15 protein-coding genes are annotated in these 19629 nt (G+C 38.8%); 9 read left to right on the top strand and 6 right to left on the bottom strand.

All coding sequences use genetic code 11. From position 1 onward, the window contains the following. Window positions 1-9: 9 nt before the first annotated feature. The gene (gene radA / locus KTI79_RS04455) at window positions 10-1398 is read right to left on the bottom strand and encodes a DNA repair protein RadA (protein ID WP_005073053.1); all 1389 of its coding nucleotides are present in this window, start codon (window positions 1396-1398) and stop codon (window positions 10-12) included. 344 nt (window positions 1399-1742) lie between these two features. Here radA and KTI79_RS04450 point away from each other — a divergent pair, with 344 nt between their 5' ends. The 5 genes from KTI79_RS04450 (at window position 1743) to dapF (ending at window position 7457) form a co-directional block, all read left to right on the top strand. Next, window positions 1743-3266, top strand: coding sequence for an alanine/glycine:cation symporter family protein (locus KTI79_RS04450; RefSeq protein WP_086376154.1), 1524 nt, complete (start codon window positions 1743-1745; stop codon window positions 3264-3266). A gap of 298 nt (window positions 3267-3564) precedes the next feature. Then, a complete protein-coding gene (locus tag KTI79_RS04445) occupies window positions 3565-4971 on the top strand; it encodes an amino acid permease (RefSeq protein ID WP_032052958.1) in 1407 nt (468 codons plus the stop codon). 140 nt (window positions 4972-5111) lie between these two features. Further along, on the top strand, window positions 5112-5333 hold the full coding sequence (gene lptM / locus KTI79_RS04440; protein WP_032052960.1) for an LPS translocon maturation chaperone LptM: 222 nt from the start codon (window positions 5112-5114) through the stop codon (window positions 5331-5333). Window positions 5334-5355: 22 nt separating this feature from the next. Next, on the top strand, window positions 5356-6606 hold the full coding sequence (lysA, locus tag KTI79_RS04435) for a diaminopimelate decarboxylase (RefSeq protein WP_032052962.1): 1251 nt from the start codon (window positions 5356-5358) through the stop codon (window positions 6604-6606). Window positions 6607-6611: 5 nt separating this feature from the next. Beyond that, window positions 6612-7457, top strand: coding sequence for a diaminopimelate epimerase (dapF, locus tag KTI79_RS04430; RefSeq protein WP_032052964.1), 846 nt, complete (start codon window positions 6612-6614; stop codon window positions 7455-7457). Window positions 7458-7542: 85 nt separating this feature from the next. Here dapF and KTI79_RS04425 read toward each other — a convergent pair whose 3' ends face one another. Next, on the bottom strand, window positions 7543-8166 hold the full coding sequence (locus KTI79_RS04425) for a LysE family translocator (protein ID WP_032052966.1): 624 nt from the start codon (window positions 8164-8166) through the stop codon (window positions 7543-7545). Window positions 8167-8336: 170 nt separating this feature from the next. Between KTI79_RS04425 and xerA the strand changes: the two genes are divergently transcribed. The 4 genes from xerA to gyrA all read left to right on the top strand — a co-directional run bounded on the left by xerA (window position 8337) and on the right by gyrA (window position 14466). Next, window positions 8337-9224 (top strand): site-specific tyrosine recombinase/integron integrase, encoded by an 888-nt coding sequence (gene xerA / locus KTI79_RS04420; RefSeq protein ID WP_079284120.1) that lies wholly within the window; start codon window positions 8337-8339, stop codon window positions 9222-9224. Between the two features lie 461 nt (window positions 9225-9685). Further along, complete coding sequence (locus KTI79_RS04415; protein ID WP_002118903.1) at window positions 9686-10435, top strand: electron transfer flavoprotein subunit beta/FixA family protein; 750 nt, start codon at window positions 9686-9688, stop codon at window positions 10433-10435. 17 nt (window positions 10436-10452) lie between these two features. Next, window positions 10453-11385 carry an electron transfer flavoprotein subunit alpha/FixB family protein gene (locus KTI79_RS04410; protein WP_002118921.1) on the top strand — a complete coding sequence of 311 codons (933 nt, stop codon included), beginning with the start codon at window positions 10453-10455 and terminating at the stop codon, window positions 11383-11385. A 366-nt stretch (window positions 11386-11751) separates the two neighbouring features. Further along, a complete protein-coding gene (gene gyrA, locus KTI79_RS04405; RefSeq protein ID WP_032052970.1) occupies window positions 11752-14466 on the top strand; it encodes a DNA gyrase subunit A in 2715 nt (904 codons plus the stop codon). Window positions 14467-14510: 44 nt separating this feature from the next. Here gyrA and KTI79_RS04400 read toward each other — a convergent pair whose 3' ends face one another. The 4 genes from KTI79_RS04400 to KTI79_RS04385 are packed head-to-tail and all read right to left on the bottom strand — an operon-like array spanning window position 14511 to window position 19360. Next, window positions 14511-15608 (bottom strand): ABC transporter permease, encoded by a 1098-nt coding sequence (locus tag KTI79_RS04400; RefSeq protein ID WP_032052972.1) that lies wholly within the window; start codon window positions 15606-15608, stop codon window positions 14511-14513. After that, entirely contained in the window at window positions 15605-16735 is a 1131-nt protein-coding gene (locus KTI79_RS04395; protein ID WP_199936998.1) for an ABC transporter permease, read from the bottom strand. Before KTI79_RS04395 ends, KTI79_RS04400 begins: the two co-directional genes overlap by 4 nt. A gap of 3 nt (window positions 16736-16738) precedes the next feature. After that, window positions 16739-17860, bottom strand: coding sequence for an HlyD family secretion protein (locus KTI79_RS04390; protein ID WP_032052976.1), 1122 nt, complete (start codon window positions 17858-17860; stop codon window positions 16739-16741). 12 nt (window positions 17861-17872) lie between these two features. Continuing rightward, complete coding sequence (locus KTI79_RS04385) at window positions 17873-19360, bottom strand: TolC family protein (protein ID WP_086376153.1); 1488 nt, start codon at window positions 19358-19360, stop codon at window positions 17873-17875. Window positions 19361-19629 lie beyond the last annotated feature (269 nt).

Genomic DNA, 19629 nt, shown 5'->3' with positions numbered 1-19629 from the left:
TATGTTTTTTTATGTCAATTCATCACTAAGTTGCATAGCTTCTGTCAATGCTTCATGCAAGCGGGCAACGGCAATGACTTGAACGCCTGGAATCGCTTTTTGCGGAGCATTACCTCTCGGTAAAATGACATATTTAAAGCCATGTTTTGCAGCTTCTTTTAAACGCTCTTGTCCGTTAGGAACTGGGCGAATTTCACCAGAAAGGCCAACTTCACCAAAAACTGCAAGCTGTTGAGGCAAGGCTTTAGTGCGTAAACTTGAAGCGCATGCTAATAAGACAGCCAAGTCGGAACCTGTTTCGGTAATTTTTAAGCCACCTACAATGTTGACGTATACATCTTGTCCAGTGGTTTGCACGCCACCATGACGATGCATGACAGCAAGCAGCATATTTAAACGGTTTTGTTCTAGACCTAACGCGACACGTCGTGGTTGTCCTTGAGCATCATCAACTAAAGCTTGTACTTCGACCAAAAGAGGGCGAGTTCCTTCACGGCTAATCATAACAATTGAACCGGGAATCGCTTCATCATAACGACTTAGGAAAATGGCAGAAGGATTGGCCACTTCACGTAGGCCTTTATCAGTCATGCCAAATACGCCAAGTTCGTTCACTGCACCAAAACGGTTTTTAACTGCACGAATCATGCGGTAGCGAGAGTCTGATTGACCTTCAAAGTAAAGAACACAGTCCACCATATGTTCTAAAACACGCGGACCTGCCAGTGCACCTTCTTTGGTCACGTGACCAACAATGAAGAGCGCCGTGCCACTATTTTTTGCATAACGGGTTAATAACGCAGCAGATTCACGAATTTGTGAAACACCACCCGGAGCAGATTGGAGGGTTTCTGTATAAAGTGTTTGAATCGAATCTAGAATAGCGACTACAGGTTTTTCTTGTTCTAAAACTTCGCAAATTCGTTCTACACAGGTTTCAGCCATGACTTTTAATTGGTCAGTAGGTAAGTCAAGGCGTTGCGCACGAAGCGCCACCTGAGATAAAGATTCTTCACCGGTAATATAAAGTGCAGAGCTTTTTGCGCTTGCCATATGGGTCGCAGTTTGCAAAAGAATGGTCGATTTACCAATACCTGGGTCACCACCAATCAGTACTACAGAACCTGTCACCAAACCGCCGCCAAGCACTCGGTCAAACTCGCTAATACCTGTAGGTAAGCGTGTTTCATGAGAAACGGAAACTTTATTTAGGGTGGTAATGTTAGCAACTTGACCTGCATAGCCCCCAATTTTTGGACGTGCGCGGTGGGCAGTGGTTGGTTCAAGTTTGACTTCAGTCAGAGAATTCCATTCACCACACTCTGAGCATTGACCAGCCCATTTAAGATGATCGGCACCACATTGCTCGCAACGGTAAACAGTTTTGACTTTGCTCATAAAAAATTGAAATTTTGCTCGATATTATATAAATATAGTTCTTAGGAAGTTCTTCATTCTTGTTTCCTAAAATTTTCATAAAAGATAATGAGGAAATTTGAAGGGATCTTCTAAGGAACTAATAAGGGAAAGACATCAAAAATAACACGATATTGGATTTTTACAAGTCAGATAAAGTTTGTTTTCAATGGATATAAAAAATCTAATCTATTCCCCAAGGAAGGTGTTTTTACTGGAGTATGTATCTAGCTGTTTATTATAGATATGGCATGGATATTGCTGAAGTGAAAACGAACAAAATAATATGAGTATTGTATTTTTAGAAATACAAAAGGTTGATATTTATGAGTGCAGCAGAAATTGTTGATTGGGTAAATAGTATTATATGGAGTAAAGCGCTTATCTATTTATGTTTAGGCGTTGGTTTATTCTTTTCTATTTTGACAAGATTTGTTCAGGTCCGCCAAATTAAAGAAATGGCTAGACTTTTAATAAAAGGTACTTCTTCAGAGCAGGGCGTTTCATCTTTTCAGGCATTATCAGTATCTTTAGCAGGTCGTATTGGTGTAGGTAACATAGCGGGTGTTGCAGCAGCAATTGGCTTTGGTGGACCCGGTGCAGTTTTTTGGATGTGGATGGTTGCATTCTTTGGTGCTGGTACAGCTTATGTAGAATCGACACTTGGTCAGCTTTATAAAGTTGAGTATCAAGGACAATATCGTGGTGGCCCAGCATTTTATTTTGATAGAGGTTTGGGTCAGCGTTGGTTAGGAATTGTATTTGCTATTGCAGCAATTGTCGCTTGTGGTTTGTTTTTACCGGGTATTCAAGCAAATGCAGTAGGTAAGGCATTTACACAGATTACGGGTGAAGGTGCAATTGTTTTTGGTGATGTTGGTGTCTATAAACTAGTTGCTTTGGTCGTCGTGATTGGTTTGCTTGCTATCCTCATTTTTGGTGGGATTAAACGAATTGCTCATTTTGCTGAACTGGTTGTACCTTTCATGGCAATTGGTTATTTCCTCATGGCTGTTATCATTGTTGTAGTTAACGTCTCAGATCTTCCAAAAGTATTAAGCCTAATTTTTACAGATGCATTTACCCCAATGGCGGGTCTTGGCGCTGCAATTGGTTGGGGGGTGAAACGTGGTGTTTATGCCAATGAGGCAGGGCAAGGAACAGGCCCACACGCAGCAGCGGCAGCAGAAGTTCAACATCCAGCTCAACAAGGTTTAGTCCAATCTTTTTCAATTCACTTTGATAGTATAATTGTTTGTTCTGCTACTGCATTTATGATTTTAATGACAAGCCAATATAATGTTCAGGGGGCTTTAGAAGCAGGTCAATTCATTGTTCAAAATGTTCCTGCCTCGACTGAAATTGGTTCTCCTGCATTTACCCAAATGGCGGTGAGCACTATTTTTGGTAATTTTGGTCAGATCTTTGTTGCTTTAGCCGTATTCTTCTTTGCTTTCACCACTATCGTAGCTTATTACTATATTGCAGAAACAAACCTTGCTTATTTGAGCTACATTACAAAATCACCGTCATTATTGTTCATTGTGAAATGTTCAATCATTCTTGCTGTAGGTTATGGTTTACTAAGTGCCACAGGCTATATCTGGGGTATTGGTGATATTGGTGTCGGCTTAATGGCATGGATTAATATTATTGGTATTGTTGTAACGTACTTTATTTATAAACCAACGATTAAGGCGTTAAAAGATTACGAAGAACAACAAAAAGCGGGAGTAAAAGAGTACACATTTGACCCTATTAAATTAGGAATTAAAAATGCGACATTCTGGGAAGAGCGCTTGAAGAAAAACCAAGAATTGAATGCGCAAGTTAAGAAAACAGGAAGCTAGATTTTAACAACCAAATAGCTAAAAAGGTGGTCATATTGACCACCTTTTTTCATATGAGATTGATCATTAAATGAGAAACTGGATGTTCCAAAAAAGTGCGTTGTATTGCTATGGGCTTGTGCGTATTATCGGATTTAATTGTATGTAGCTTGGAATCATCAGCAATACAGACAAATTGGTTAGCTGAAAAGTTGTCAAAAAATATACATTTAAAAGATACCTGCAAATGGTGCGATATCGTCTTTTTGATTTGAATTTAGCTAACGGACTAAAAAAATTACTGGAGTGTATTTATAAAATGTCGAATCAAAATCTGAGCGAGCCTCATGAACAAGGTGAGCTCCATCGAAGCCTCTCCAATCGGCATTTACAGCTGATCGCGATTGGTGGTGCAATTGGTACCGGATTATTTATGGGATCAGGCAAAACAATTAGCCTTGCTGGTCCATCAATCTTATTCATTTATTTGATTATTGGTGTGATGGTGTTTTTTGTCATGCGTGCGCTTGGCGAATTACTTCTTTCAAATCTTGCCTATAAATCATTTATTGACTTCACAACAGATTTAATCGGTCCATGGGCAGGTTATTTTGTAGGGTGGACATACTGGTTATGTTGGATCACGATTGGTATCGCTGACCTCTCTGCAATTATCTACTACTTACAATTCTTCAATAATGGTCTACCTTTCTCGCCTGTCGAAGGGGCAATGATTAGTGTTGCCGCGATTGTATTTATTATGGGTTTAAACCTGTTAACAGTTCGCTTGTTTGGTGAGTTAGAGTTCTGGTTTGCACTCATTAAGATTCTTGCGATTATTATTTTAATTGCTGTGGGTCTATGGATGATCTTTACAGGCTTTACCTCAAGTACAGGTGAAGTTGCATCATTTACTCATCTCTGGGCTAACGGTGGCTTCTTCCCAACAGGTGTACATGGTTTCTTGGCAGGCTTCCAGATTGCAATCTTTGCTTTTGTTGGTGTAGAACTTGTGGGAACAACAGCTGCGGAAACGAAAGACCCAGCACGTAACTTACCAAAAGCAATTAACTCAATTCCAATCCGTATCATTATTTTCTATGTATTGGCATTGTTGATTGTGATGTCTGTAACACCTTGGAATAAAATTGATCCAGCGATCAGTCCATTTGTAAACTTGTTCAGCCAAGCTGGTGTGGCAGCAGCAGCGATCTTGATGAACTTGGTGGTATTGTCATCAGTGATGTCATCAATGAACAGTGGTGTCTTCTCAACAAGCCGTATGTTATTCGGTTTATCTCGTGAAGATCAGGGACCAAAAGCTTTTGGTAAATTGAACAGACGTGCAGTACCTGCAAATGCATTGTATTTCTCTGCTGCGTGTTTATTGTTAGGTGCCGCATTACAGTATTTTGTACCAAATACAGTTGAGGCATTTACGCTTGCAACAACACTTTCAACGATTCTGTTCATTTGCGTGTGGTTACTCATTATCTGGAGTTATATCCGTTACTACACTACGCGTCCTGAGCTACATGCAAAATCAACATTTAAATTACCAGGCGGTCTATTTACATGTTGGATCACGATTATTTTCTTTATTGGCATGATTTATGTGCTGTCTTTAGAACCAGATACGTTCAAAGCGCTTAAAGTCAGCCCAATTTGGTTTCTTATCTTGTTCATTGGTTATTTCTTCTTCTATAAACCACGTCATAAAAAGTAATTAAATTTATTTGTTTATGATCAAACGCTGGCTGAAAAGCTGGCGTTTTTTATGCATATTGTTTTTCTCTTTAAGTTTACTCTTTAGCCGCTTGCATGATCACGGTATACTGCATCGAATTGTTTAAATCAGGTGCTCAGATGCGTCGTGTCATTTGCCTCATCAGTTTATTGAGCAGCAGTATTTTGCTTAGCGCTTGTGGTCAGTCAGGAGCATTACAGCTACCTTCTGATCCGAATTATGACAAACGTGCGAAATACTTGCTCTATCGTAATAAAGAACAGAAACAAGTTGTGCAACAGGATGAACAACCTGAACAGTCAGTTGAAGCATCAGCCCCAACCCAAACAACTTCACCTTAAGCTTTGAAATAAGGACACATTCATGAGTTTCACTCGCATTAATGGAGTATTGCATGCAGAGCAATGTTCTATGGAGCAGCTTGCGCAGCAATTTGGCACACCTTTGTATGTTTATTCAAAAGCAGCTTTTGAAAAGCATTACTTAGATATGGATCGTGCTTTTGATTTTATTGATCATCAAATCTGTTTTGCGGTGAAATCTAACTCAAATTTAGCTGTTTTGAATGTATTGGCAAAACTTGGTGCTGGTTTTGATATCGTATCAGGTGGTGAGCTTGCACGTGTTTTAAAAGCGGGTGGAGATGCATCTAAAGTTGTTTTTTCTGGTTTAGGTAAAACTGAAGCTGATATTGAAACATCGTTAAATGTAGGCATTGCTTGCTTTAATGTAGAGTCTTATGCCGAATTAGATCGTCTGCAAAAAGTCGCAGCTCGTCTAGGCAAAAAAGCGCCGATTTCCTTACGTGTAAATCCAGACGTAGATGCAAAAACTCATCCTTATATTTCAACAGGTTTAAAAGAAAATAAATTTGGTATTCCAAGTGATACCGTTTATGAAACTTATCAATATGCTGCATCTTTGCCAAACCTTGAGATTATTGGAATTGACTGCCACATTGGTTCGCAATTGACCGAGACTAAACCGTTTGTTGATGCTTTAGAACGTGTCATGGTGATGATCGAAGAACTAAAAAAACTTGGTATCAATCTTAAACATATTGATATCGGTGGCGGTTTGGGTGTTTGTTATAAAGATGAAACACCGCCAAGTGTTGAAGAATATGCTAACTCAATGAAACCTGCTTTAGAAAAGCTAGGTCTCAAGGTTTATATGGAGCCGGGCCGTAGCATTAGTGCAAATGCAGGTGTGCTTTTAACCAAAGTGGATTTGCTCAAGCCAACGAGCCACCGTAACTTTGCCATTATTGATGCTGCAATGAATGATTTAATTCGCCCTGCTTTATATGAAGCATGGATGGATATCCAACCTGTAGTGCCAAGTTCAGATACTGAAGAAAAAACTTGGGATCTTGTTGGTGCAATCTGTGAAACAGGTGACTTCATTGGTAAAGATCGTTCATTGGCTTTAAAAGAAAATGACTTGTTAGCTGTTCTCGGTGCTGGAGCTTATGGTTTTGTAATGAGTTCAAATTACAATACACGTGGACGTGCCGCAGAAGTGATGGTGTCAGGCGATAAAGCTCATTTAATTCGTGAGCGTGAAACGGTTGAGTCGCTTTGGGAAAAAGAAAGATTGTTGCCTGAGGAGTAAATGAAATGTTGTTAGAATTTACTAAAATGCATGGGCTAGGCAATGACTTTATGGTGGTTGATCTGATCAGCCAACGTGCCTATTTGGATACAGAAACAATTCAACGCTTAGCCGATCGCCATTTTGGCATTGGTTTTGATCAGCTTTTAATTGTTGAACCACCAGATTTACCGGAAGCAGATTTTAAATATCGTATTTTTAATGCAGACGGTTCTGAAGTTGAACAATGTGGTAACGGTGTACGCTGTTTTGCTCGTTTTGTACATGAGCGCCATTTAACGACCAAAACAAGTATTACTGTTCAAACCAAAGCAGGGATTGTAAAACCGGAATTGGGACAAAATGGTTGGGTTCGCGTCAATATGGGTTACCCGAAGTTCTTGCCGAATGAAATTCCATTCGTTGCAGAACAACCAGAAGCATTATATAAACTTGAGTTAGCCAATGACCAAAACATTAGTATTGATGTGGTCAATATGGGTAATCCTCATGCTGTCACTATTGTTCCAGATGTATTAACTGCAGATGTTGCTGGTATTGGTCCACAAGTTGAGTCACATAAACGTTTCCCTGAACGTGTGAATGCTGGTTTCATGCAAATTATTGATGAAAAGCATGTTCGCTTACGTGTATTTGAGCGTGGCGTCGGTGAAACACTTGCATGTGGTACAGGTGCTTGTGCTGCTGCGGTAAGTGGTATGCGCCGTGGCTTACTTGCGAACTCAGTTGAAGTTGAGCTTGCTGGTGGTAAGTTACAAATTGAATGGCAAGAAGGTGATGTGGTTTGGATGACTGGTCCAACAACTCATGTATATGATGGACGTTTGGATTTACGTTATTTCCAAGGTTAATCGCATTACTTAAATAGAAGCCTCTTTTATTAGTTAAAATGATAAAAGAGGCTTTCTTTTATATGTACAATAATTTTTGATTTGATTACCTTTTACTCAAAGCCAATTTCAAAGCAAACAACACAAAAATACTGCCAGTAACCCGGTCCATATATTTTACAAATTTGGGTTGTTTAAGATAACGTGACAGTGGTTGCATAGCCAAAATTAATAAGATTGACCATAAGGTTCCAATCACCACATGAATCATTACAAGTCCCATCACCCAAGTCACAGCCGACGCTTGCGGCGGAATAAATTGTGGAAGAAATGAAATATAAAAAATCCCAACTTTCGGGTTAAGTAAATTACCCAAAAAACCTTTGATGAACCAATTCTCTGAAGTAGAGCGATTTGAATGACTTTCTTGTGTGTCTGCAAGTTGGCTTCGGGGTTTTAAAATCATATTCAAACCTAGCCACGCGAGATATGCTGCTCCCATCCATTTTAGAATATTAAAAGCTAAATCAGATGCCATGAGTAAAGCACCCAGACCACAAGCAACTACAATTCCCCATGCAATACAGCCAAGGCTAATACCTACTGCTGCTTGAAATGCTTTCGATTTACCTTCAAGTGTAGCGGTGCGAATAATTAAAGTCGTATCTAGACCAGGTGTGAGCGTAAGTAATGTAATCGCAATTAAGTAAGGAATGAGTATGGTGGTCATGACAGCAGGGTTCCGACAAATACTTAAGGTGAAGTGTAATATATAAGGTAAGGAGTTGTTATGCAGTACGATCTCAATTTTCCTGAACAACTACTTTTTGATACACTGAAAAAATAATATGAGCAAATAAAATGGAGAGCAATTTGGATTTTGCATTACAGCTGCTCTCAATGTGGTTAAAAGAAAGAAAAATTCAGAACCAGTCTGAGCACACGATTACGGCTTATGAAAGAGATGTGAAAAGCTTTCTTGAATTCTGCGAGCACAAACAACTAGATTTGAGAAATATTGAAGCTTCAGATTTAAGAGAGTACTTAGCGCAGCGTGTCGAGCAGGACCAGTTAAGTTCAAGTAGTATGCAGCGCCATCTCACTTCAATTCGCCAATTTATGAAATGGGCTGAACAAGGAAAATATCTAGAAATTAATCCTACTGATGATTTTAAGCTAAAACGCCAACCTAGACCTTTACCAGGCATGATCGATATAGAAACGGTTAATCAAATTTTAGATCAACCTATGCCGGAAAAACCGATTGATCAGCAATTGTGGTTAAGAGATAAAGCCATGCTCGAGTTACTTTACTCAAGTGGTTTACGTTTAGCTGAATTACAAGGTTTAACAGTTAAAGATGTAGATTTTAATCGCCAACTTGTTCGTATTACAGGTAAAGGAAATAAAACCCGTATAGTACCATTTGGGAAAAAAGCAAAAGAAAGTCTATTGAACTGGTTGAAAGTTTACAAAATTTGGAAGGGACATTTCGATCAAAACGATTTTGTCTTTATTTCCTTGCGAGGCGGAGCGCTCACTCCAAGGCAAATTGAAAAACGAGTGAAACTTCAGGCACAAAGAGCAGGTGTAAATGTTGATTTGCATCCGCATTTACTCAGACATTGTTTTGCTAGCCATATGCTATCAAGCAGCGGTGATTTACGTTCGGTACAAGAAATGCTAGGTCATAGTAATTTATCTACGACACAAATTTATACCCATATTGATTTCGATCATTTGGCACAAGTATATGATCAAGCTCATCCAAGGGCACATAAAAATTAAAAGTTAAAAAAAGACCGAATAAAAAGATAATTAAATTGAGAAGTTTTAGGAGAATGTAGAGTTCATTTGTCTTTTTTTACAAATTTGTTTAAGAGAAATAGCTAAAACAGCCTAATTGACCATTTTGATCTTTGCATATTTTATCGACTACTGGGTCTAAAAAACCTCGAATTTAAGGTTTTTAAACATAATCTTATGTTTCTAACTAATATGCTAAATAAGATAAAAAGATAATAAAAATCAATGTATAAAATAGAGTTTAAAAAGAATAAAATAGGGTCTTATAGCAGTCTAAAATTTTTTTATGAACTGATGATTTCATTTTTTTTGTGCTGTTCCAGAAAATTGTGACTTGACCGAAATGCCAAACACATTGCAAGATAGGGTACCTAAAAAATTTTAATTGAAGAGTTAATATACTTTTCTCAACATTTACTTTTGCTAGAACAGCCGAGGATTACATGAAGGCTCTTGTTGCTGTAAAACGCGTGGTTGATGCCAACGTTAAAGTTCGTGTTAAGCCGGACAATAGTGGGGTTGACCTTACCAACGTAAAAATGTCAATTAACCCATTTTGTGAAATCGCAGTGGAAGAAGCGGTTCGCTTAAAAGAAAAAGGAACAGTATCAGAAATCGTTGTTGTTTCTGTTGGTCCTAAAGAAGCTCAAGAACAAATCCGTTCTGCAATGGCTCTAGGCGCAGACCGCGGTATTTTAGTTGAAACTACTGATGAAATTGGCGCTTTAGAAGTTGCTAAAATTTTAAAAGGTGTTGTTGAAGCTGAAAAACCAGAACTTATCCTTCTTGGTAAACAAGCAATTGATGATGACTCTAACCAAGTAGGTCAAATGCTTGGTGCATTATTAGGTGCTGGTCAAGGTACATTCGCTTCTGAAGTGAAAGTTGATGGCGGTAAAGTACAAGTGACTCGTGAAGTTGACGGTGGTTTACAAACTGTTGAACTTACACTTCCTGCAATCATCACGACTGACTTGCGTTTGAACGAGCCACGTTATGCAGCATTGCCTAACATCATGAAAGCTCGTAAGAAGCCACTTGATACAAAATCTCCTGCTGATTATGGCGTTACAGCTGGTACTAAGCTTAAAACTGTTAAAGTTGAAGCTCCAGCAGAACGTAAAGCTGGCGTACAAGTGAAATCTGTAGATGAGCTTGTTGAAAAATTGAAAAATGAAGCGAAAGTGATCTAATACGGAAGGATAAAATCATGAGTATTTTAGTTATCGCTGACCACAACAACCAAGTACTTAACGGTGCTACTTTGAACGTTGTTGCTGCAGCACAAAAAATCGGTGGTGATATTACTGTATTAGTTGCTGGTTCTGGTGCTCAAGCAGTTGCTGATGCTGCTGCTAAAGTTGCTGGTGTAAGCAAAGTTTTACTTGCTGACAACGCTGCTTATGCAAACCAATTAGCTGAAAACGTAGCTGGCTTAGTTGCTGACTTAGCTAAAGGTTACAAATACGTTTTAGCTGCTTCTACAACAACTGGTAAGAACATTCTTCCACGTGTTGCTGCTCTTCTTGATGTAAGCATGATCACAGATATCATTTCTGTTGAATCTGCGAACACATTCAAGCGTCCTATCTACGCTGGTAACGCGATTGCAACTGTTCAATCTGACGAAGCAATCATTGTGGGTACCGTTCGTGGTACAGCATTTGATCCAGTTGCTGCGGAAGGTGGTTCAGCTGCTGTTGAAACAGTTGGCGAAGTAAAAGATGCGGGTATTTCTCACTTCGTCTCTGAAGAAATCGTTAAGCTTGATCGTCCAGAATTAACTGCGGCTCGTATTGTAGTTTCTGGTGGTCGTGGTGTAGGTTCTGGTGAGAACTACCATAAAGTACTTGATCCATTAGCTGACAAGCTTGGTGCAGCACAAGGTGCTTCACGTGCAGCAGTTGATGCGGGCTTTGTACCTAACGATTTCCAAGTTGGCCAAACTGGTAAAATCGTTGCGCCTGAGCTTTATGTTGCTGTTGGTATTTCTGGTGCGATCCAGCATTTAGCTGGTATGAAAGATTCTAAAGTTATTGTTGCAATCAACAAAGACGAAGAAGCACCAATCAACAGCGTTGCTGACTACTGGTTAGTTGGTGATTTGAACACTGTAGTACCTGAATTGGTATCTAAACTTTAATCTTTACCGATTAAAGCTAAAAAACCCTTAGTTTTTACTAGGGGTTTTTTTATTATGGATAGTGTCCTGAAATGTATAACTGAGACTCTTATCTCATTTGAGGTTTGATTTTTATAGAATAAAAATCACATAGTTTTACGAAGATGAGACGATGCCTGTTATGGCGATATGATAAGAATAATATGCAATTAAATTATACAAATATCACCAGATTGGCGGTGTAGATTCCGCACATTACACAGTGCTTTTATGCTATAGTATACAGCTATATTTTTTTCGATTTTAGTTCAGTTTCCGGAACTAAATTTTTTGCAAGATCAAGACATATAAGCAGATGGAAATTTCTATCTGTAAGAAGGAGTATGCATGAGCGTATCGGAAATCCGACCGATTGCCATTGAGGACGAACTCAAGCATTCATATTTAGATTACGCGATGAGTGTAATCGTATCTCGTGCATTGCCGGATGTGAGAGACGGTCTTAAACCTGTTCACCGTCGTGTGCTTTATGCCATGCACGAATTGGGCAATGACTATAACAAAGCCTACAAGAAATCTGCGCGTGTTGTTGGGGACGTAATCGGTAAATATCACCCTCATGGTGACTCAGCTGTTTATGAAACCATTGTACGTATGGCTCAGGACTTTAGCTTACGTTATTTATTGGTAGATGGTCAGGGTAACTTCGGTTCGATTGATGGTGATAGCGCAGCTGCAATGCGTTATACCGAAGTCCGTATGACCAAGCTTGCACACGAGCTTCTTGCAGATCTAGAAAAAGACACAGTTGATTGGGAAGATAACTACGACGGATCTGAGCGTATTCCTGAAGTACTTCCGACACGTGTTCCTAACTTGTTAATTAATGGTGCTGCTGGTATTGCCGTAGGTATGGCAACCAACATGGCACCGCATAACATGACAGAAGTTGTGAATGCGTGCTTAGCCTATGCTGACAATCCGAATATCTCGATTGAAGGATTGATGGAATACATTACGGGTCCTGACTTCCCTACAGGCGGTATTATTTACGGTAAATCAGGTATTGTTGATGCCTACCGTACAGGTAAAGGCCGCTTACACATTCGTGGTAAGTATCATTTCGAAGAAGATGAAAAGACAGGTCGTACAACCATCGTCTTTACTGAAATTCCATATCAAGTAAACAAAGCAAGAGTTATTGAACGTATTGCCGAGTTGGTTAAAGAGAAAAAACTTGAAGGTATTTCAGAACTTCGTGATGAGTCTGACAAAGAAGGTATGCGTATTGCAATTGACTTAAAACGCGGTGAAAACGCTGAAGTCGTTGTAAATAACTTATTCTTAAATACCCAACTTGAGAACTCATTCAGCATCAACATGGTTTGTCTTGATAACGGACAACCAAAATTGATGAATCTGAAAGATATTATTGCGGCATTTATCCGTCACCGCCAAGAAGTTGTGACACGCCGTACCATGTTCGAGCTGCGTAAAGCACGTGAACGTGGTCATATCTTAGAAGGCTTAACAGTTGCTTTAGCCAATATTGATGAAATTATTGAGACTATTAAAACTTCTGCTAACCCTGCTGAAGCGCGTGAGCGTTTACTTGCAGGTGAGTGGGCAGGTGGTGGTGTCGTTTCATTGCTTGAAAAAGCTGGCGCAATCTCTGTTCGTCCAGATGAAATCGAAGGTGAAGACCCAAATCGTCCGTTTGGTTTAACTGAATCGATTTACCGTTTATCACCAACACAAGTAGGCGCAATTTTAGAATTACGTTTACACCGTTTAACAGGTCTTGAACAAGACAAATTACATGCAGAATATACTGAAATTTTAGGTCAAATCGCTGAACTTACTGCAATTTTGAATGATTTCAATTTATTGATGGCTGTAATTCGCGAAGAGTTAGCACTGGTACTACAACAGTATGGTGATGGACGTCGCACTGAAATTATTGAATCACGTATTGATTTTAGCCGTGAAGATTTAATTCCTGAAGAGCAAGTTGTATTAACGGTTTCACAAACAGGTTACGCAAAAACTCAACCACTTTCAGACTATCAGGCTCAGCGCCGTGGTGGACGTGGTAAGTCTGCAACTTCAATGAAAGATGATGACTTTATTCAACATCTCATTGTAGCTTCAAACCATGCGACTGTGCTGTGCTTTACCAACGTAGGTAAAGTATATCGTCTTCGTGTGTTCGAAGTGCCTCAAGCATCACGTGGTGCCAAAGGCCGTCCGATCGTGAACTTGTTACCTTTAGATGCGAATGAAACAGTAACAGCTATCTTGCCGTTAACTGAGTTCCCAGAAAACCATTACGTATTTATGGCAACAGCATCAGGTACGGTTAAACGTGTTGATTTAGAGCAATTTGCTAACATTCGTTCAAATGGTTTACGCGCAATTGAGCTCAATGAAGAAGATACCTTGATTGGTGTTGCGATTACTGATGGTAATCAGCAAATCATGTTGTTCTCGAACGAAGGTAAGGCAATCCGTTTTGCTGAAACTGATGTACGTGCAATGGGTCGTACCGCGAAAGGTGTTCGTGGTATGCGTGTAAGCTTTGCAAGCAGTATCTTAAGCGAAGAAGATGCGGAAGTTGAAAATGATGATTCTGATGATAGTGAAGATTCAGCAGATCTAAATCTAGTAAGCCGTATCGTATCGCTTGTGGTTGTACCTGAGACAGGTGAAGTACTGTGTGCAAGTGCCAACGGTTATGGTAAGCGTACTCCAGTAAATGACTTCCCGACTAAGAAACGTGGCGGTAAGGGTGTAATTGCGATTAAGACAAGTGAACGTAATGGTGAGCTTGTTGGTGCAGTGTCTATTGATGGAACCAAAGAATTGTTACTTATTTCTGATGGCGGTACATTAGTTCGTACCCGTGCAGCAGAAGTTGCAATGACTGGTCGTAATGCACAAGGTGTACGTCTAATTCGCTTAAGCGAAGAAGAAACTCTAGTGGGCGTTGTGTCTATTGAAGCTGTCGAAGATGAAGAAGAATTTCTCGAAGGCGAAGTAGATACTACTGAAACTGATAGCGAAGAAGCTGTATCAAATAATGAAGATGCTTCTGAAGAGTAAGTAAAACTTTAATAAAAAAGGAAGCATAAGCTTCCTTTTTTATTTTATGAAGAAGATTTTTTAACAAGCCGATAATAAGATAAACTCACCAATATTAATCCAAGGGTCCCAAGAAAAATCAGCTTTGGTACAACCGTGGCTAGTGGAACACCCATCTGGTTAAGTTGCACAAACATTTGTACCGCATGTGTGGAAGGTAAACACCACGCCAACCATTGTAACCATTCAGGCATTGCTTGATGAGGCCAAGCAGCTCCAGTGAGTAAGAATAAAGGTACTGAGCTAAACACAATAATATGTCCGGCACGCTCTGGCATATCTAAAAGTGAACCGATCAACATGCCTAGTCCAATCACACAACTAATAAAAATTGGAACAGCTACTAGTAAACCAGTGAAGTTTCCACCGTGTGGATAGTCATTGAACCACAGAGTAAAACCAAAAAGATAAAAACTACTTAAACAACCAATGGTAAATATACTTGCGAAAATTCCAGCGAACCGAACAGCTGTAATTTTTTCATTTTGTTCACGGTAACTTGCAATTAGCATTGCCAAACCTAGCACAATCGTTTGGTGAATAATTAAAGATGCAACAGCTGGGAAAATATAACTTCCATATCCTGAAAGGGGATTAAATAACGGCACTTGATGAATAGAAAGCGCTGGCTGGAAATGTGTGTGCTGTCCAAATTTTTCAATATATTCTTTTAATGTAGCTTCTATCGAGGTTGCTAGACCTAAACCAATTTCTTTAGTTTTTAAAAAGTTGGTTGTGCTTAAGTATAAGCCGATTCCACCTGTTTCTCCTCTGCGTAAGCTTTGGGTTAAGTTATTTGGTAAAAGTAAAATACCATCGGCTTTTTGCTCACGGACCATTTGTTCAGCTTGTAAAAAATTGCTGGTAACTGTAACGATATGAACATGGGGGCTATTTGCACTTTGGCCGATTAATTGAGAAGTTAAGAGGCTTTGTTCTTCATCGACAATCACAATTGGAATAGATTCTGCACGCTCAGCTTTATAGGCGGTAGGGTAAAAAAAACTATAAAGAATGACCGATAAAATCAGAGTTGTGAAAACTGAACTGTTTCCTACAATATCTTTAAAAGTTTGCAAATATGCCTTTAAAAATTCTTTCATTGCACTGCTCCCCGAATTAATTTTTTAAGCAGTAGAGAACTTAAAAAGAAATAAATAAGGCAGTAGCCAATGAGTATTAAAAAAGGAATCATTGAAATGAAAACTGGACTTCCAATCACCCATTGTTCGGTTTGCAGCTTGGCATAAGGGGTATAAGGAATAATGAGTGACCAAAACTTAGTGAAAATCGGTGCATTATTTAAAGGCAGGGTAACGCCTGCGAAACTTAAAGATGACCCACCATAGACAGCGATAAAGCCAAAAGTTTTGCTTAAATTTTTGGTTGCTAAAATAACTGTGCTGCTAATCAAAGCATAGGCAAAATAAAGTAGGAACTGTGCGCATAGCAATAAACTAAGAGAACCCGCTACAAACCAGCCACGAATTTCAACCAGCCAAAACATCCATACCCATGTCCAGAAACAAAAAATAAGGCTATAGAGCAAATTTTTAGCCAATAAGCCTTGAATAACACTTTCTCGGTTAACCCACTGGGTTAATGTGCCACGTTTCAGTTCTTGTCCAATGGCAAAGGCAACACAGCAGCATAGCAATAGATGCAATACGGCTGGAACCATGAAAGGTTCTAAATAAAACTCATAGCTCATACTTGGATTATAAAGCGTTGAGATTTTTACATGAGCTGTAGGAACATCTAAATAGGGAATACTATTTGCAAGATAACTTTGACCAGCATAGTCTGCTAAAGCATTGAGGGTACTGACCAGCATTGCTGAAGAAATCGTATTTCCGACACTAAAAAAAGACTGGTTAAATGCAATGCTGATTTGAGCATCTTGTGCTTTCACAAAGCGTTTTTCAGCACCGTCTGGAATAAAAACGTAACCCCATATTTTGGTTTCATTGAGTAGTTGTTCAGCCTCCGCAGAGCTTACCGTAATTGTTTTAATGTCTACTGTATGATTCAACGAAAGATATTTTTCAATATTACGGCTGAGTTCACTTTGGTCCTGATCAATAATCGCAATCGGTAAGTGTTCAGCTTTACCTGCGTAAAACATGCTGCTAAACATAAAAATGATAAAAGCAGGGATAAGTGTCACCATAAACAAATCCCATTTATTGCTTCTTAGATAGTTTAGTTCACGTAATATACTGGCAAACATGCTTTATTTTTCTTCTTTAATTTTAAATAGAACACTCATACCAACCTTTAAATCTTTTACAGGACTTTCAGGCACCAGATGTAATTTGAAGCTACGAATATCATAGCCTCCAGTTTGGCGAGTCGTTTTAATGGTGGCAAACTCACCTTCAGCATCAATATTCTTAATTTTAAAATTCACCTTCTGATTAAGAGCAGGAATAAATCCTTCAAGGGTTTTATTTTTATAAACAGAGGCATATTGATTTTCACCGACGTTTAAACTCACCCATAAATCATCATCTTCTAAAATGCTGACAACAGGTACCCCCATAGCGACTAACTCAGAAGGTTTACCATAAGTTTTTGAAACGGTGCCTGAAATTGGAGAGAGTAAGCGTGTCTCTTCCTCTAAAGCTTTTGCTTCAGCTACCGCAGCTTTTGCAATTTCAACCTGTGCATCTGCTGTAGATTTTTGCTGGCTAGTGCTTCCACGTTTTGCACGAGCATATTGTTGATAAGAGGCTTCACTTAATTCTTGAGCAGAAGTTTGCGCCGCGAGCATTTCATCTCGTCTTTGACGCGAAATTACCCCTTGTCTATATAAATTTTCCCCACGTTGGTAAGTAGTTTTTGCAAGGTTTGCTTGTGCTTTCGTGCTTTGCCAGTTGGCATAAAGAGTATCAATATTTTCTTGTTGAGAACCGCGATCGACCGTAGATTGAAATGCTAAAGCAGACTGTAAAGTAGCCAAAGCTTGTTGCTTTTTAGCTTCTATTTCAGGGCTAACCAAACGAACAAGTGGCTGACCTTTGGAAATTTTCTGGCCTTCTTGTACATAAATTTCTTCAATACGACTCGGGACTTTTGTACTTACGTGAATAGTTTCAGCTTCAACACGGCCTTGTAGTTCAATAGGTTTAGGCTGATAGCTTTTCCACAAACCAAAAATAATTAAACCTAATAAGGCAATGATGATCAGGCCAATAATCAGTTTAATTTTGGAATTTTTAGGTGGATTGGCGTCATTTTTATTTGTGTTTGATTCTTGACGATTGCTAGCTTGATCATCTTTTGAAGCTTGATTGGTTTCTGTCGTATCCGCAACAGGAGAATCTTGTTCTGAATGAGCTGAGTCTTGATTCATTTTATACTCCCCTTAACGAATATAGTCGGTATGTGGTTGATTAACGTAAGCTTTAAATTGGTCAATTGAGCCATGACTTTGCAGTAAAGTTGCAAGTGATATGACATATTTATAAGCATTTAAAGCCATTTCAGTTTTTAACGCACTTAATGCATTTTGCGCATCAATCACTTGGGTTGCTGTACCCATTCCTTCGCGGAAAGAAAGTTCTTGAATACGTAGGTTTTCTTGAGCAGCATTTACGTTTCTTTGTAAAAGCTGATGACTTTGCTGAGCAGAGTTAAGCTCGTTATATGATTTATTCAAAAGAGCTTCAATCTCTTGTTTGGTTCGTTCAGTCATGAGTTCAGAAGCGTAACGCTTTAATTCGGCGGCATGAATATTCTTATTTTTGTCTACACCAGAAAATAGATTGTATTTTGCCATTACACCGACAATCCAGTTTTCATTTTCATCAAGTGCATATTCACCAAATGCAAATAGACTTGGTTTTTTTGCGGCTTGTTGAGCTTGAATATTTACATTAGCCAGTTGAGTATCCATCTGCATTTTTTGTACAAGGCTAGATTTTTGTGAATAACTGGTTAAAAGCGATTCTAGAGACTGGCTTGGAGTGTTGTTTACAAATAACGGTGTACTTAAATCGACATTATTTTGTTGATGTAAAAGATTATTAAGGCTAAAGCGGCTGGCATTTAAGTTAGCTTGAGCATTTTGTAAAGTACGTTCTGCATTATTACGAGCTACTTCAAACTGCATGCGTTGCCCTTTGCTAATAAACCCTTGTTGCTCGAGCTTTAGGGCATTGCTGTAATGTTTTTGCATAGCATTAAAGTTAAATAGGCTACTTGCTACCAATTGCTGTTGTAATTGAACATTGAAGTAACTTTGTACAACCTCGAATCGCTGTATGTCTTGTTGTTGTTGGCTTGAAAGTTCTGAACGTTGTGCTTGAATATTTGCTAGTTTTTTTGCACTACTAGTTAAGCCTCCTGTATAGAGTGGCATAACGACCGAAATAGAAGGGCGCACAACCTGATCTTCAATGGTCAGATTCGCATAATCTGGAAAGCGATTTATACCATCATGTATGGTTTGGTTTGCGCCTTCTTGAACTTGTCCCAGCACATCTGATGGAATGACATTGTTCCACTGTGAAAGTTTGTCATTTAGTCCTTGGCTCAAATCATTCTCAAGTTTTTGTTTAAAAGAGCTAAGAGGTACATCTGTTTCACTGTGAAAAGCATATGCTCTGACATTTAAATCAACTCTAGGTAAACCGAGGCCCTTTACTGCTTCAGCTTCTAATTGAGATGCTTGCTGTAATGCTTGGTTGGCTTGAGTACTATATGAGCTTTTCAAAGCTTGTTGTTCTGCTTCAGCATAACTTAAGCTTCCGGCATATAAATGATTAGTGAAAAAAAAGCCTAAAGCCAAAGCAAGATGTTTTGGTTTAAATGAAAAGGGAAAAATAGAATGTCTATATCGGTGTGTTGGCATTTTAAATAACAATTTTTGGCATCCCTTATAGTTTAAATTTCTTGTTATTAAATTCAATTATCATCTTGTTTATTATACAATTGTATAAAAACATGGTGTTTTTTAGCTCCTTTATTTATTGAATTTACTAAGCCAATATTTTTGTAATAGCTATCAAGGTATGTGAAATGATAATCACAAGTCAAGTTGATCTTTTTGCTTAAAATTTTTTTAACTGAGGAAGCTGATTATTAAAACTAAAGAAATGACGACAACAATAATTGAAAAAA

Origin of the sequence: Acinetobacter sp. WU_MDCI_Abxd143, from assembly GCF_025514195.1 — a bacterium.
GTDB classification, from domain to species: domain Bacteria; phylum Pseudomonadota; class Gammaproteobacteria; order Pseudomonadales; family Moraxellaceae; genus Acinetobacter; species Acinetobacter pittii_H.
Note: the sequence above shows the minus strand (reverse complement) of the source record. Positions and strands in the feature narration are given on the sequence as shown.